Source organism: Streptomyces chrestomyceticus JCM 4735 (genome assembly GCF_003865135.1).
GTDB lineage: Bacteria > Actinomycetota > Actinomycetes > Streptomycetales > Streptomycetaceae > Streptomyces > Streptomyces chrestomyceticus.
Genome location: NZ_BHZC01000001.1, coordinates 1530966 through 1546706 on the forward strand (window position 1 = coordinate 1530966; position 15741 = coordinate 1546706).

General features: G+C 72.1%; 11 protein-coding genes. 7 read left to right on the forward strand and 4 right to left on the reverse strand.

The window, feature by feature from the left end; all coding sequences use genetic code 11:
• The first annotated feature begins 180 nt into the window (after positions 1-180).
• A complete protein-coding gene (locus tag EJG53_RS06330) occupies positions 181-684 on the forward strand; it encodes a hypothetical protein (RefSeq protein WP_125044018.1) in 504 nt (167 codons plus the stop codon).
• Positions 685-829: 145 nt separating this feature from the next.
• On the opposite strand, the gene EJG53_RS06335 is transcribed toward EJG53_RS06330, so the two are convergent.
• From EJG53_RS06335 to EJG53_RS06350, 4 genes are all read right to left on the reverse strand, one after another.
• Positions 830-1171 (reverse strand): SH3 domain-containing protein, encoded by a 342-nt coding sequence (locus EJG53_RS06335; protein ID WP_125044019.1) that lies wholly within the window; start codon positions 1169-1171, stop codon positions 830-832.
• 160 nt (positions 1172-1331) lie between these two features.
• Entirely contained in the window at positions 1332-2852 is a 1521-nt protein-coding gene (locus tag EJG53_RS06340; protein WP_125044020.1) for a protein kinase domain-containing protein, read from the reverse strand.
• Positions 2853-2868: 16 nt separating this feature from the next.
• Entirely contained in the window at positions 2869-3636 is a 768-nt protein-coding gene (locus EJG53_RS06345; protein ID WP_125044021.1) for a serine/threonine protein kinase, read from the reverse strand.
• Between the two features lie 144 nt (positions 3637-3780).
• The gene (locus tag EJG53_RS06350) at positions 3781-4869 is read right to left on the reverse strand and encodes an NAD(P)-dependent alcohol dehydrogenase (protein WP_125044022.1); all 1089 of its coding nucleotides are present in this window, start codon (positions 4867-4869) and stop codon (positions 3781-3783) included.
• Positions 4870-5023: 154 nt separating this feature from the next.
• On the opposite strand from EJG53_RS06350, the gene EJG53_RS06355 reads away from it, so the two are divergent.
• The 6 genes from EJG53_RS06355 to EJG53_RS06380 all read left to right on the forward strand — a co-directional run bounded on the left by EJG53_RS06355 (position 5024) and on the right by EJG53_RS06380 (position 15734).
• The gene (locus EJG53_RS06355) at positions 5024-5599 is read left to right on the forward strand and encodes a 3-hydroxyanthranilate 3,4-dioxygenase (RefSeq protein WP_125044023.1); all 576 of its coding nucleotides are present in this window, start codon (positions 5024-5026) and stop codon (positions 5597-5599) included.
• A 154-nt stretch (positions 5600-5753) separates the two neighbouring features.
• Entirely contained in the window at positions 5754-6059 is a 306-nt protein-coding gene (locus EJG53_RS06360) for a putative quinol monooxygenase (protein ID WP_031002428.1), read from the forward strand.
• A 441-nt stretch (positions 6060-6500) separates the two neighbouring features.
• Positions 6501-8072 carry an AMP-binding protein gene (locus tag EJG53_RS06365; RefSeq protein WP_125044024.1) on the forward strand — a complete coding sequence of 524 codons (1572 nt, stop codon included), beginning with the start codon at positions 6501-6503 and terminating at the stop codon, positions 8070-8072.
• A 236-nt stretch (positions 8073-8308) separates the two neighbouring features.
• The gene (locus tag EJG53_RS06370; protein ID WP_125044025.1) at positions 8309-9778 is read left to right on the forward strand and encodes an aldehyde dehydrogenase family protein; all 1470 of its coding nucleotides are present in this window, start codon (positions 8309-8311) and stop codon (positions 9776-9778) included.
• Complete coding sequence (locus tag EJG53_RS06375) at positions 9775-11439, forward strand: APC family permease (protein WP_244955009.1); 1665 nt, start codon at positions 9775-9777, stop codon at positions 11437-11439. The genes EJG53_RS06370 and EJG53_RS06375 overlap by 4 nt, the downstream gene beginning before the upstream one ends.
• Positions 11440-11756: 317 nt before the next feature.
• Positions 11757-15734: a polymorphic toxin-type HINT domain-containing protein gene (locus tag EJG53_RS06380; protein WP_244955010.1), complete on the forward strand. Its 3978-nt coding sequence runs from the start codon at positions 11757-11759 to the stop codon at positions 15732-15734.
• Positions 15735-15741 lie beyond the last annotated feature (7 nt).

The following is a 15741-nucleotide window of genomic DNA, read 5'->3' on the forward strand; positions in this document are numbered from 1 at the left end:
CCCCGCGGCACCCGGCCGTCGGAGGGTTGGCGACCCGCCCGCCGGATACCCGTGTACCGCGCGGAGGCGGCCGTTCCGACGTACCCGCCTCTCCTCCCGCGCAGCGCACCCGGCAGCGGCCGCCGCCGCCCGCACGGCGCACCGGCGGGAGGGGAGACACCCCTGAGGAGGAGCGTCACCATGCCCGGAAACCGGACCGTCCGCCGCGCCGCCCTGGCCGCCGCCCTGTCGGCCCTCGCCGTCACCGCGCCCGCCGGATCGAGCGCCACCGCCGCGCCCGCCCCCGCGCCGGCCGGCGACCGGTCCGAGATACCCGCCCGCAGCGGCCGCACCGACTCGGCCGTCGACCGGGTCGCCCACTTCTACGGCAGCTACCTGGACGCCGTGACCGACGACGGGCGCGGCGCGCTGGCCCAGGCGCTGCGCGGCCACTACCTCACCCCCGAGCTGCGGGCCCGGCTGGCGAACTGGGAGCAGCGCGAGCACGCGGACGGCGTACTGCGCGGCCAGGACACCCCGACGGCCTGGCGCGTCACCTACAACGACAGCGCCATGGGCCGTGCCTGGACCCGGGTCCGCCTCACCTGGGGCGGCCCGGAGCAGCCGCGCTATACGCATCTGCTGGTCACCTCCGACCTGAACACCCTGCGCATCACCGACATCGAGCCGGACACGGGGCAGTAGCCGCCCGGCGCGCGGCCGGCGGGTGCCCGTACACACACAGCCCCCGTCCACACAGCCCCGTACACACACAGCCGCCGTGCCGGGCCGCGCGTTGCAGCGCGGACCCGGCACGGCGTCCCCCGAGAGCCGGTCCTCAGTGGTGCGGTCAGCAGTTCAGGTAGGCCACGTGGATCCAGACGCCGGTGCGGCCGCCCCACAGGTCGCCCATCACCCAGTTGCCCTGCTGACCCCGCAGGTTCAGCTTCTGCCCGGCGTTGACCTTCCCCAGGACCGGGAAGGTCTCGCCGGGCCCGCCGCGGAAGTTGACCCCGTTGTCGTTGACGGTGCACACCGCGGCGGCGGTCTGCCGCGCGGCGTGCGACGCGGTGGCGGTGTCCGGTGTGCGGGCGGTGGCGTGGGCGGCGCCGGTGGTGGCGACGAGCGCGCCGGTGGCGGCGGTCGCGACGGCGAGCTTGGTGATCGTCCTGGTGACTGCGGTGCTGCGCATGGTGCTGTTCCTTCCCGTTTCTTGCTTCCCCGTGTGTGCGGTGGTCGCTGCCGTTGCCGTGCAGCTCCCTGCCTTACGTGCTCCACCCTGCGGCGGTACGGGCCGCCGCGGTACCTGACATCTGTCAGGGCCGCAGCAGAAGCCGCAGGTCAGGACGGTGTCAGCGGGTGTAGCGGGCGAGGTGGCGGGCCACCTGGTCCACGTAGGCACGGGTACGGGCGGGCACGCCCCGGGTGTCGATGACGACCCGGCTGCTGGTGCGGTACCCGGCGGCGATCAGCCCCGGCAGGTCGCGGCGCAGCCCGTTCGCCTTGAAGCGCTGGTCGAGCCAGCACAGGTAGGAGCCCATGGACGCGATGGCGTCGGGCGGCGACCAGTAGTCCTTGCGGCCGTCGTGGTCGCCGTCCACGGCCCAGGCGCGGAACACCGAGGGCGTCCACATCGCGATGCCGAACTCGTCCGTGCGGCGCGCCTTCGGATCGAAGCCGCTCTCCGCCTTGAGCATGGCGGCGATCAGGGCGGGCGTCACCTCCTCCTCCGTACAGCGCTGCGCGGCCGTCGTGATGTACGGCCGCAGCACCCTCGGCACGTCGGAGTCCGCCGGCAGCATCCCGGCTACGGAGGCGGAGACCGACGGCGCGGCGGACGGCGGCGCCCCGGCGGCCTTTCCCGGCCCGTCGTCGGAGGTGAGCAGCACACCGGCGCCCGCTGCCGCGGCGAGCAGCGCGGCCCCGGCCGTCAGCAGCACCGGGCGGCGTGCGGCGCCACGGCGACCGGCGTGGGGCGCGTCGCTCAGTTGGCGTACCCGCCGGGACAGCTCGGCGGCGGTGTGCCGGGCCCGCGACGCGTGGTCGGGCAGCAGGCAGTCGGCGATCAGCTCCCGCCACTCCGGCGGCAGGCGGCCGTCCAGCCGCAAGGGCGCGCCGCCGTGCGCGTACGCCTGGGCGGCCAGCGCGCGGGCCCGTGCGGTACGGCCGGGGAAGGGGTGCCGGCCGCCCGTGAGCACCTGGTGGGCGAGCACGCCGTACGCCCAGACGTCGGCCGTGGGCCGGACCGTCGCGCCGCGCTGTCCGGTGCGCTGGGACCACCACTCGGGCGGTACGTGGTCGAGCGAGCCGAGCGGCGGTACGTAGGCGTGGGTGCCCTCCAGTTCGGCGGTGAGGCCGAAGTCGGCGAGCCAGACCGTGCCGTCCGGGGCGAGCAGGACGTTGGCCGGTTTCAGGTCCCCGTGCACCCAGCCGCGCCCGTGGAGGTGGGCCAGTCCGTCGGCGGTCTCCCGCAGCAGCCGGGGCGCGTCCGGCAGCGGGCCGGCGGCGTCGGCGAGCAGGTCACGCAGGCTGCGCTCGGCCCGGTCCATGACCAGGGTGGTGAGCCCGTCCAGCTCCGGGTGGTCCGGGACGGCGACGGTGAGCGCGGCATGCGTCCGTACGACGTGCGGGTGGTCGGCCTCCAGGCTGAACCGCACCTCGCGGCGTACCAGTTCGTCCATCCAGGCCCGCTGGCCCGGTGCCAGCAGGTCGGTGCGCAGGATCTTGACGGCGGCCGGGCGGCCGTCGCCGACGTGCTCGGCCGCGTACACGCTGCCCCAACTGCCCGCCCCGATCGGCCCGGCCAGCCGCCAGTCACCGATCCGAAGGCCGGGCCGGACGCCGGGCGGCGGGGTGGTGTGCGATCCGTCCATCGTGGTCCGCCCCGGCTCACCGTCCGCCCGGTGGGGTCAGCAGGGCGAGGTGCTCCTCGCGGATCAGGTCGAAGCGCAGCGCGAAGGCGACGAGTTCGTCGCGCTTGCCGCCGCCCAGGCCCTCCGGGTCCGCCGGGCCGTCGGTCCGCAGGCGCAGCTTCACCGAGGCCAGGTAGTCGATGTGGTAGTTGACGGCGGAGCGGGTCAGCCGCCGGCAGGTCTCCAGCGGCCGCAGTCTCTCCAGCACGTCCCCGACGCCCGGTACGGCGCCGCTGGAGGCGTGGCGCAGGCGCGGCTCGCACAGGGCCAGCAGCACCAGGAAGTACTTCGAGGTCGGGTCGAGCGCGAAGGGGAGCGTCGTGGGCTCGCCCACCCCGTCGTACGGTTCGCCGTCCAGGTAGGCGTGTTCGGGCGCGAACACCTTGAAGGACGCCTCGCCCTCGGCGGCCGGCAGCAGCACCCGGGAGAACTCGAACGGCACCGGCGCGCCGAGCCGTCCCGGCGCGACCTTGACGTGCTCCCCCGCGCCTTCCAGGTTCTCGACGACGTAGGTGACCACCCGGCTGAAATTGGACAGCCGCCAGTAGTCCTCGGCGGCGGTGAGCTGCCCGGCCAGCCGCGAGACACCGGGGTCGGACAGCGGCACGGCCACCGGGGCGCCCGGTGCGCCGCGCCCGAAGTCCGCGGTGTCCCCGGGCCCGAGCCGCAGCAGCCGCGGCCTGCCGGGGTGCCCGTGCGGCCCGTCCCCCACCTGTTCGGGCAACTGTACGATCACGGTGTCCATGACGTTCCCCCGTTCGCGCATCGGCACGTCCAGCGGTATCACGCGCCGCCGCGGCACTCCGTCATGAGAGGGCGGTGGTTTTGGCCGAATTCCGTCTCGGGGCGGCCCCCCCGGAACCCGCGAGCCCTCCCCCTCCCACCGCCCTCAGTCCATCGTCAGGACCGGCTTGACGACCCGCCCCGTCAGCGCGGCCTCGGCGGCGGCCTCGATGTCGGCGAAGCGGAACTCGGTGACGAGTTTCTCCAGCGGCAGCCTGCCCTGCCGGTAGAGGCCGATCAGTTCCGGTACGGCCACCGCCGGTACCGCGTCGCCTTCGGTCACCCCCCGGATCGTGAGGCCCTTGGTCAGTACCGGCAGAGTGTCGAACTCCGCCGTGCCGATACCGACCAGGGCGAGCGTGCCGCGCCGGCGCAGGGCCTGGACCGCTTGGGACACCACGGCCGGCCGCCCGGTCGTGTCGATGGCGCAGTGCGGTCCGCCGCCGGTCAGGTCACGGAGCGCCGGCACCACCTCGTCCCCGGCGGGGTCGATGACCGCCGTGGCACCCAGTTCCTTGGCCAGCGCGCGGCGCGCGGCGAGGGGTTCGACGGCAACGACAGGGCAGTCCGCGGCGACGGCCGCCATGACCGCGCTCAGGCCGACGCTGCCGGCGCCGAAGACGGCCAGGGTGGTGCCCGCCGCCGGACGCAGCACGGTGCGGACCGTACCGACGCCGGTCTGGACGCTGCATCCCAGCGGAGCGACGAGGGCCGCGGGAAGGTCCTCGGGCACCTTGACGGTGTTGCTCTCCGTGGTGAGGCAGTGGGAGGCGAAGGCGGACTGGCCGAAGAAGCTGCCGTGCACCGGGGTGCCGTCCGTACGGGAGAGCGGGGTGCTGCCGTCCGGGCGGGTGCCGGCGGCGTTGAGGAGCGCGGAGTGCTCGCAGTAGGCGGGCTCTCCGGCCGAGCACTGTTCGCAGGCGCGGCAACTCCGGTACGTCAGGCACACGGTGTCTCCGGGGACGAGGGCGGTCACCGCGTCACCCACCGCCTCGACGATCCCGGTGCCCTCGTGCCCGAAGACCATGGGCAGCCGCCCGGGAGGCCAGACCTGCCGCATGGCGAGGTCGGTGTGGCAGATGCCGGCGGCGGTCGTCCGTACCAGGATCTCGTCGGCCCTCGGCTCTTCCAGCTCGGCCTCGTGCAGGGTGAAGGGACCGCCGGGCGTTTCGACCAGTGCTGCTCGTATGCGCATGGGGTCTTCCTAGCGGTCCCGGGCCGCCATGCTCAACACTGATCCGTCCGGCGCCCCAGGCATCCACGGGCGTTCGCACGCCCGGCCGGACCGTGACGACGACAGGAAGACGACGGAAAAGCGGCAGAAAGACGACAGGAAGAGGCTGAACATCATGGCGAAGCTGCCGGAACTGACGTACGGCCGCCCCTTCAACTTCCAGCGGTGGCTGGACGACCACCGTGACCTGCTGGAACCGCCGGTGGGCAACGCCCAGTTGTGGGAGGAGTCCGGGCTGATGGTCACCGTCGTCGGCGGGCCCAACCAGCGCACCGACTTCCACGACGACCCGATCGAGGAGTTCTTCCACCAGATACGCGGCAGCATGGTGCTGCGGATCATGGAGGAGGAGGGCCGTCCGCCGCGGGACGTCCGGATCGACGAGGGGGACGTCTTCCTGCTGCCGCCGCACGTACGGCACTCCCCGCAGCGGCCCGAGCCGGGCAGTGTCGGCATGGTCGTCGAGTACGCCCGGCCGGCCGGGCAACTGGACGGCTTCGAGTGGTACTGCACGGTCTGCCACCGGCTGGTCCGCCGCTTCGAACTCCAACTGGGGTCCGTCGTCCGCGATCTGCCGCCGGTCTTCGAGCGGTTCTACGGAAGTGACCGCCGCTGCCCCCACTGCGGCGCCGTCCACCCGGGCCGGGAGTGGCCGGCCGAGCTGCGCCCCCGCACGCGCGCCGCCACCTGACCGCCTGCGGCCCGGCGGACCTGGCCGACCGGGCGGACGAGCCCGCCGGACCGGGCGGGCACGACACGTTCCACTTCCTGACCAGGCGTTACGGCCCCGGCCCCGCGGTGGGATAGGTTCGTTCGACATTCCGTTCGCCCTGGAGGTCGCAGGTATGCCCGTCGTTGTCGCCACGGTCAGGACGAAGCCCGGGGAGCTGGAGACGGCGCTCGACGTCTTCCGCTCGCACGCGCCCGCCGTCCACGAGGAGGACGGCTGTCTGCTGTACGCGGTCCACGCGGGCGAGGACCGGGTGGTGGTCGTGGAGAACTGGGCGGACGGCGCCGCGCTGGACGCCCACTCCCGGGGTGCCGCGCTCGCCGGGATCGCCGCCGGGGTGAGCGGCCTGCTCGCCGCGCCGATGGACGTCGCCGTCCTGGACGCCGTCCCGATGGGCGACCCGGGCAAATCCACGCTTTAGGCCCATCGCACGGAGTGCCGCCCGTAAAAGAAAGGCAAACACTCCGTCAATTCGCCGCCAGCACAGAGTCCGTCATTTCGGACGTTATGTTTTTCGCCGAGCGGCCGTCGCCTCCGCACGCACGGCCGCTCGCGCCCGTATACCGCCCGAGCGGCCGCACCCCCCGTTAACCGGCCATTCTCATGACACCCTCCGACTCCCCGCGGCACCGCCCTGACCTGCCGCTTCATACTCCCGCAAAGAAACCGGGAACGAGGCGCCACCCCCACGGCCACCCCCGCGCGAAGCGGCCGGTTGGCCAAATGTCCGCGCCTCGGTAAAAGGCCCGCCAACGCGCGTTCGTGCCAACTTGGAACCCTTGATCGGCGACCGTTAGCATGGAAATGGTTGTCCGGGGCAACTAACTATCCGTCGTGCCCCGGAATCAAGGAGGAATCACCTATGCCCGACACCGCGCACGACTTCCGCACCTACGTGGAGGAGAACCTCGACGCCCTGGGGACCGACCCCGGGCGCGTGGCGCTGGTGCACCAAGGGCGACGCGTCACCGCGGGTGAGTTCCGCGCCCTCGTCCACCGCACGGCCCGCGCGATGCGGGGTCAGGGCATCGACCGCGGTCAGACCGTCACGCTGCTCAGCGGCAACCTGCCCGAGACCATCGCCGCCCGCTACGCCGCCAACCTCATCGGCTGCCGGGTCAACCACCTCTACAACAAGCTCTCCGCCGACGTGCAGGCCACCATCGTCAAGGACGTGGAGACCGCCGCCCTGATCGTCGACCCGCGCTTCGACGACCGCGCCGCCGAGCTGACCGCGCTGGCGCCGGTGGCGACCGTACTGACCCTGGGCCCCGCGAAGTTGGGCACCGACCTGCTGGAACTGGCCGCCGCCGAGAGCGACGAACCCTTCCCGAGCCTCGCCCAGCCCGACGACATCTGCACCATCCGCCACACCGGCGGCACCACCGGCCACCCCAAGGGCATCTGCACCACCTACGGGCAGGTCCGTTCCTTCGTCGCCGACAACGACGAGGACGCCGGCGACGCCAAGGTGATCTGGGAGCGCCCCTCCGACGAGGAGGCGGCCCGCCTCCTGGTGTGCACCACCCTGGCGCACGCGGGCGGCATGATGGCCGACGTCACCCTGCGCGAGGGCGGCCTGGTCGTGCTCCACGAGGACTTCGAGCCCGGCGAGGTGCTCGCCACCGTCGAGCGGGAGCGCATCACCCACCTGTTCCTGCTGCCGCCGCTGCTCTACCAGCTCACCGACCACCCGGCCGCGGCCACCACCGACACCTCCAGCCTGCGCTGCCTGACCTACGGCGGCTGCCAGTCCTCGCCCGCCCGCATCGCCGACGCGATCCGGCGCTTCGGCCCGGTGCTGGTGCAGTTCTACGGCCAGAACGAGGCCGGCGGGATCAGCGTGCTGCCCGCCGAGGAGCACGACCCGGACAACCTGGAGCGGCTGCGGTCGGCCGGCCGCATCCTGCCCAACGTCGAGGTGGCGGTCCGCGACGAGAACGGCCGCGATCTGCCGCGCGGCGAGCACGGCGAGATATGCATCCGCTCGGCCAGCATCATGCAGGGCTACTGGAAGCAGCCGGAGCTGACCGCCGAGGTGCTCCGGGACGGCTGGCTGCACACCGGTGACATCGGTTTCCTGGACGACGAGGACTACCTGACCATCGTCGACCGGATCAAGGACATGATCGTCGTGGTGGGCGGCCATGTGTACACCACCGAGCTGGAGGACCTGCTCAACACCCACCCGCAGGTCGCGCAGAGCGCCGTCTTCGGCGTGCGCGACGCGGACCGGATGGAACAGGTGTACGCGGCCGTGGTGCCCGCCGCCGGTGAGAGCGTCGACGAGGACGGCCTGCGCACGATGGTGCGCGAGGCGCGCGGCGCGATGTACGAGCCGGCCCGGATCGAGTTCGTCGACGCCCTGCCGCTGACCGACGCCGGGAAGCCCGACAAGAAGAAGCTGCGCGAGCTGGCCACGACGGCCGCCTGACCCTCGCACGGCGCGACCGGCCCCTGTCTCTCCGGAGGCGGGGGCCGGTTTCGCGTACGGACTCCGCCACCCGCCCGGGAGCCGTCCGCCGCGCCCCGCCGGGCAGCCACCCGGAGCAGCGCACCGTGCGGGCGCACCACCCCCCGCCTACGCTCGGTACACAGATCGCACAGATCGTCACCACGGGCTGTCCGGCCGGGCCGCCCGACCGCGAGCACAGGCACGGAGGCTCACCCATGCCGGAGCTGTTCATCGGGGGTCAGTGGACCGCCGCGGCCGACGGGAAGGTGCGCGAGATCCGCTGCCCGGCGGACGGCACGCTGGTCGCCACCGTCGACGAGGCGGGCGCGGCGGACGCGGCCGCCGCCGTCACCGCGGCCCGCGCGGCGTTCGACGACGGGCCGTGGCCGCACACCCCGGCCGCGGAGCGCGGGGCGCTGCTGCTGCGGGTGGCCGGTCTGCTGGAGCGCGACAAGGACACGTACGCGCGTGCCGAGTCGCTGGACACCGGCAAGCGGTTCGTGGAGAGCCAGTACGACATGGACGACATCGCGAACTGCTTCCGCTACTTCGGCAGCCTGGTCGCCTCCGGCAACGACGGCCGGGTGGTGGACACCGGGCAGCCGGAGGTCGACAGCCGGGTGGTGTACGAGCCGGTCGGCGTCTGCTCCCTGATCACGCCGTGGAACTACCCGCTGCTGCAGACCGCCTGGAAGGTGGCCCCGGCCGTCGGCGCGGGCGACACCTTCGTCCTCAAGCCCAGTGAGCTGACCCCGCACACCGCGATCCTGCTGATGCGGACGCTGGCCGAGGCCGGGCTGCCGGACGGGGTGGCCAACCTGGTGCTGGGCGCCGGCGCCGCCGTCGGCACACCGCTGACCACCGACGAGCGGGTGGACCTGGTGTCCTTCACCGGGGGCCTGGTGACCGGTCGGAGCATCATGGCCGCCGTCGCGCCCACCGTGAAGAAGATCGCGCTGGAGCTGGGCGGCAAGAACCCCAACCTCGTCTTCGCCGACACCGACTTCGACACGGCCGTCGACTACGCGCTGATGGCGGTGTTCCTGCACTCCGGGCAGGTCTGCTCGGCCGGCGCGCGGCTGCTGGTCGAGGACGGGCTGCACGACGACTTCGTGGACGAGCTGGTGCGCCGGGCCCGCGCGATCCGGCTGGGCGGGCCGTTCGACGAGGACGCCCGCAGCGGGCCGCTGATCTCCGCGCAGCACCGCGACAAGGTGGAGAAGTACGTGGCGGCGGGCCTGGCCGAGGGGGCGGTGCTGCGCTGCGGCGGCGCGCGCCCCGACGACGCGGCGCTGCGGGACGGCTTCTACTACCTGCCGACGGTGCTGGACGAGTGCTCCCCCGGCATGTCGGTGATCCGCGACGAATCGTTCGGCCCGGTGCTGACCGTGGAGCGGTTCCGTACCGAGGACGAGGCCGTGGCGCTGGCCAACGACACCGTCTACGGGCTGGCCGCGGGCGTGTGGACGCAGAGCGTGGAGCGGTCGCACCGGGTGGCCGCCCGGCTGCGGGCCGGCACCGTGTGGATCAACGACTTCCACCCGTACGTACCGCAGGCCGAGTGGGGCGGCATGAAGCAGTCCGGCGTCGGGCGGGAGCTGGGCCCGGCCGGGCTCGGGGAGTACCAGGAGGCCAAGCACGTCTGGCGCAACACCGCGCCCCGGCCGCAGCGGTGGTTCGAGTGAGCGGCCCCGCGGCGGACGGCGGCGCCGCGCACACCGGAAAACCGGCCGACGAGAAGCCGAAGGCCGACGACACCGACGCCGCCACCGACACCCCTGACGACGACGAATCGCTCGCGGAACTCGGCTACAAGCCCGAACTGAAACGCACCCTCGGCAACTTCCACACCTTCGCCGCCGGCATCAGCTACATCTCCATCCTCACCGGCACCTTCCAGCTCTTCTACTTCGGTGTCAGCCACGGCGGGCCCGCCTACTGGTGGTCCTGGCCGATGGTCTTCTGCGGCCAGCTCATGGTGGCCCTGTGCTTCTGCGAGCTGGCCGCCCGCTACCCGGTGGCCGGCTCGGTCTACAACTGGTCCAAGCAACTGGGCGGGCCGCACGTGGGCTGGCTCGGCGGCTGGATGATGATGACCGCGACCATGGTGTCGCTGGCCGCCGTGGCGCTCGCCTACCAGGTCACGCTGCCGCAGATCTCCTCGTTCTTCCAGTTCGTCGGCGACGGCAGCGGACGGACCGACCACGCCGCCAACGCGGTGCTCCTCGGCGCCGTCCTCGTCCTGTTCACGACGCTCGTCAACGCCTTCGGCGTCAAGCTGATGGCCCAGATCAACTCCGCCGGTGTGGCCATCGAGCTGATCGCCGCGCTGGCCCTGATCGTGCTGCTGGCCGCGCACATCACCCGCCCGCCGAGCGCGCTGACCGAGACGTACGGGCTGGGGGAAGGCCAGTCGCTGGGCTACCTCGGCGCGTTCCTCACCGCGTGCCTCGCCTCCGCCTACGTCATGTACGGGTTCGACACGGCGTCGTCCCTCGGCGAGGAGTCCAAGGACCCCGGCCGCAACGCGCCGCGCGCGATCCTGCGGGCCCTGTTCGCCTCGTTCCTCATCGGCGGGCTGATCCTGCTGTTCGCCCTGCTGGCCACCCCGGACCTGCACGCCAAGGAGCTGTCCGTGGACGGGCTCCAGTACGTCGTACTCAGCACCCTCGGCTCGACCATGGGCCAGATCATGCTGTGGTGCGTGGTCATCGCGATCACGGTGTGCGCGCTGGCCGTGCACACCGCCGGCATCCGGCTGGCGTTCGCCATGGCCCGGGACACCAACCTTCCGGCCTCCTCACTGCTCGCCCGGGTCAGCCCGCGCTTCCAGACGCCGGTGGCGCCCGCGGTGATCATCGGGTGCATCGCGGTCTGCATCCTGCTGATCAATGTGAACCAGCCGCAGATCTTCTCGGTGATCACCAGCATCGCGATCATCATGATCTACGTCGCCTACCTGATGGTGACCGTGCCGCTGCTGGTCCGACGGCTGCGCGGCCAGTGGCAACCGGCCGAGGGCAAGTTCTCGCTGGGCAAGTTCGGCCTGCCCGTCAACATCCTCGCCGTACTGTGGGGCACCGCGATGGCCACCAACCTCGCCTGGCCCCGCCCCGAGGTCTACAACGCGACCGGCCCGCAGCACTGGTACCTGCGCTGGGGCGCGATCCTCTTCGTCGGCATCGTCGCCGCCGGCGGCTTCACGTACTACTGGTTCGTCCAGCGCAAACGCACCTGCGTCCTGGCCGGCCACGCCGCCGAGACTCCGGAGGACACGGCGGACCGGACCACCTCGGACGACGAAGCGGACGACCCCGAGGACCCGGCCGCCACGTCGTCGTCCTGACGGGGGTGCCGCTGCCGGACGGCTCGGCAGGACGTTCAGCGATCACGGGTGACTTCCCGGAGTGTCACGCAGATCTTCCCCTCCCCCGCCCATGACTCGGGAGGCGGATAAGCTCACCGCGTTCTGCGGCCGCCGCGTGGCACTCAAGGAGCACCTCAAGAAGCCGGCCCGTCATCGCATCACGGCGGCAGCGACTGAATGCCGCGACTTTCCATGAGGTTCATGCGTGCGGTACGCCTCATCGAGCGAGAAAGCACCGCATGCACAGGCGAAGACTCTTATCCGAAAGCACTGGTTCCGAAGCACCGGTCCGCACAGTGGGAAGGGCGCGACGAAGCTTCAGCGGCGTCGTACTGTCCGTCGCGCTGGCGGCGGGCCTGCTGGGGGCAGCGCCCGCGTCCGCCCAGGACGACCCTGAGGACTTTCCGCTCGCCCCCGACAGGGCCCTGGCCGTATCCGCTTGGAGACTCGGCGGTTCGGGCATCCGCCAGGCGGCCGAGCAGGCGCTCGTGGGCACGGACGACGACATCCGCAAGTTCCTCGACGAAGCACCCGCGATCCAGTACGACGACGACTACATCGATGCCAGCCGCATCTTCAACACCGGTGGCCCGGCCGTACGCGAAGCGACGAAGACGGCGTTGCGGGGCACCCCTGGAGAACTGCGCGAGTATCTGCGCGGCGGCTGGCAGAAACCGCTGGAGCAAGATCGCGAGGTCGAAGCCTCCCGCGTCATCAATTTCGGTGGCCCAGGGGTCAAGGAAGCAGGCAAGGCCGCACTCAAGGCCGGGCCCGATGCCGTCGCCGCGTTCCTGGAGACCGGCCAGTACGAAGCGAAGAAGACCGACAACGAGGTCGAGGTCTCCCAGCTGATCAACTCCGGCGGCACGAACATGAAGGCCGCCGGGAAGGTCGCGCTGAAGGGCACTGCGGACGACATCACCGAGTTCCTGGAGGTCGGGCAGTACGTCGCCCGCAATCGCGATCAAGAGCACGCCACAATCGCGCAGCTGACCGAGCAGGCCAAGCAGGCCGGTCTTCAGGCCGAAGCCGCCACCAAGAAGTCCGAGGCAGCCTCCGCGCGCGCGGTCGCCGCCTCGGAACTGGCGAAGGAAGCTGCCGCGAAGGCCGCCCAGGAGACCGAAGCAGCCCGCAAGGACTCCCAGCGCGCCGCCTACAAGGCACAGCAGGCCGCCGCCTCCGCGCGAGCCGCGGCAGCCGCTGCCCGACAGGCAATCGGAGCCGCCAACGCCGCGAACCGGGCTGCCCGCACCGCCGCGCTCGCCGCGGCGCAGACCGCGAACGCCGCCGCGGCGGCAGCGAACGCGGCCAACGACGCCTACAAGGCGGCGATCGCCGCAGCAGGGGACGCGAGCAAGGCGGACACCGCCAAGAAGGCGGCGATCACCGCCCGTGACGCGGCAGCCCTCACCCGGACCTCTGCCGAGGCCGCTCGACGGGCCGGTGAGGCGTCCCGGGCCGCCGGCAACGCCGCGAGCGCCTCACGCAGCGCCGGCGCGAACGCGAACGCCGCCGCCTCCTCGGCCGAGGAGGCCAACCGGCACGCCGAGGCCGCCGGTGTCCATTCCGCCGAGGCACGTAACGCGGCGGCCGAGGCCCGCAGGCATGCCAACGCCGCGAATCGCGCCGCCGACAACGCCGAAGCCCTGGCGCGGCGTTCGGCGCAGCAGGCGTTCGCGGCCCGTGACGCGGCGAATTCCGCGGCCGCGCACGCCGACAAGGCCGCTGCCGCCGCTGACCTCGCCGCGAAGTACGCCGGTCAGAGCGCGGACGCCGCCGCCGACGCCCGCAAGTGGGCCGATGCCGCCAAGGTGGCCGCCGACACCGCCACCACCGCCGTCGAAACGGCGAAGAAGGTCCACCAGGTCGCCCTCGACGTCGAGGCCGAGGAACTCGCCTCCCGCAGCGCGGCCGACCTGGAGCGTGCCCGTGCCGAGAAGGACCAGGCGAACCAGCTGACCTCCGCGTCCGCGACCGTGGCCAGGGACGCGCGCGCCCTCGATACCACCGCCGAGGCGCTGGCCGCCAAGGCGGCCGAGCCGGATGTGGACGTCGCCGCCACCGCCGCTGCGGGGCGCAGGTTGGCCCTGGACGCCCTCAAGCTCCGCGGTTCCTGGCAGCAGCAGGCCGCTGCCACCGCGCTCGGAGGTACGGACGCCGACGTGCTGGAATATCTCCGCACCGGCTGGAAGAAGGCGAGCCTGGAAGAGGCCCGTGACAAGGTTCTGCAGCTCAGCGTGGTGAGCCCGTACCCCTCGATCCGGCAGGGCGCCGCCGAGGCGCTCAAGGGCACCCCTGAGCAAGCAGCCGATTTCTACACCACCGGTCAGTACGCCGTCGGCAAGACCGACCTGACCGTCGCTGTCTCCAAGGTCAACAACTTCGGCGGCCCCGGCGTCAAGGAGGCGTCCAAGGCGGCCCTGGCCGACGGGTCCGGCAAGGCGCTGGCCACCTTCCTGGAGGTGCACCAGTACTCCGCACGCCGCTCCGACGAAGAGGTCCTCGCCTCCAAGCTCGTCGGCAGCGCCGACACCGGCGACGAAGTCAAGGCCGCTGCCAAGACGGCCCTGGCCGGCACCCCGCAGGAGCTGCACGAGTTCATCCAGGTCGGCCAGTACATGGCCGCCCGCAAGGACGACCTCGGCAGCCACCACCGCGCCCAGGTCGAACGGCTCCTGGCCGAAGGTGAGATCATCGCTGCCACAGCCCAGGCCAACCGCTGGCGCGCCGCCGAAGCCGCCGCCGTGGCACGTAAGGCGTCGGACGAAGCGGCCGCCGCGGCAGGCGAGGCCAAGAAGTCCGCCGCCGCGGCCAAGGGCTACGCAGCCGACGCCAAGAGGTCCGCCGACGCGGCCGACGTCAGTGCGGGCCGGGCGAAGGATTCCGCGGTCACCGCGCGCAAGGCGGCGACCGCCGCCGACCGTGACGCCGACGACGCCGAGGCGTCCGCCGCGCAGGCCGAGTTCTCCGCCACGTACGCCCGCGAGTCCGCCAGGAGGGCCGACGACGCCGCCACACAGGCCCGCGCCTCCGCGATCGCGGCCGGCAAGAGCAAGGACGAGGCCGACAAGGCCGCGAGCCAAGCCTGGAGCGAGGTCAAGCGCAAGCGTGAGGCAGAGATCGCCGAGGCCAAGCGGCTGGCCGAGGCTCTGCGGAAGGAGCAGGCCGAGGCCGCCAAGAAAAAGAAGACGCCCTGCATCATCCCGTACAACCGCGACACCGTGCCGCCGTGCGTGACGCAGCACGACAAGTACGAGGTCATCTTCTCCCGGCCCGACCCGGAACTCGTCAAGCTCATCGGCAAGGTCGCCTGGGAGGTCTCGGGCGCCGCCGACATCGAGAGGTGCATCAAGGAACCCAGCTGGGGCGGCTGCGCCATGGCTGCCGCGGGCGTGATTCCCGTGGGCAAGGTCAAGCTGCTCGGCAAGGCCGCCGAAGGCGTCGAAGACGTCGCCAAGGGAACACGGTTCGGCCGGGCGGTGCCCCCGTGTCTGAGGAAACCGGGCAAGCACAGCTTCCCGGCCGGTACCCGGGTCCTGACGGGCGACGGGACCACCCGGCCGATCGAGGACATCAGGACCGGCGACACGGTCCTGGCCACCGACCCCGGGAGCGGGGTCACCGGCGCACGCCGTGTCGACGCCACGATCTACACCCCCGACGACCGCGAGTTCACCGACATCACTCTCGACAGGAACAGCGGCGGCGGTTCCCTCACGACGACGGACAGCCACCCTTTCTGGACCGAGAACGGCAAGAAGTGGAAGGACGCGGCCGAGCTCACTCCGGCCGATGTCCTGCGCACCCCTGACGGCGGCACCGCGCAGATCGCCGGTATCCGTCACTGGACCGGGCTGGCCCCTGCCTACAACCTCACCGTCGCCGGTCTGCACACGTACTACGTCCTCGTCGGCACCGCCCCGGTGCTGGTGCACAACGAGGAAATGTGCGGGATCAACAATTTCGCCAACGACGCCTACCTCTACCACGTCATCGAAACCGAGCAGGGCCCGATGGAAATGATGGCGGGGGTGAGTATTTCCGGCCTGGAGGTCACCCTGTCGGACATCGCCGTGTACGGGCAGGGCAAAATGAGCCGTGGCTCCCTCGGCAGGGAGGGCACCGCACTCATGCTGAAGGAGATCCGCCGGAACCTTCTGCCGTCTCTGCGTAAGCAGGGCTACGGTGGGGGCACATTGCGGATCGCGGGCGTCCGGGTGTCCGGGCCGGTCGGCCACCGGCCCGACCTGAAGTTCAAGATCCCCGAGGAATGAGGAACCA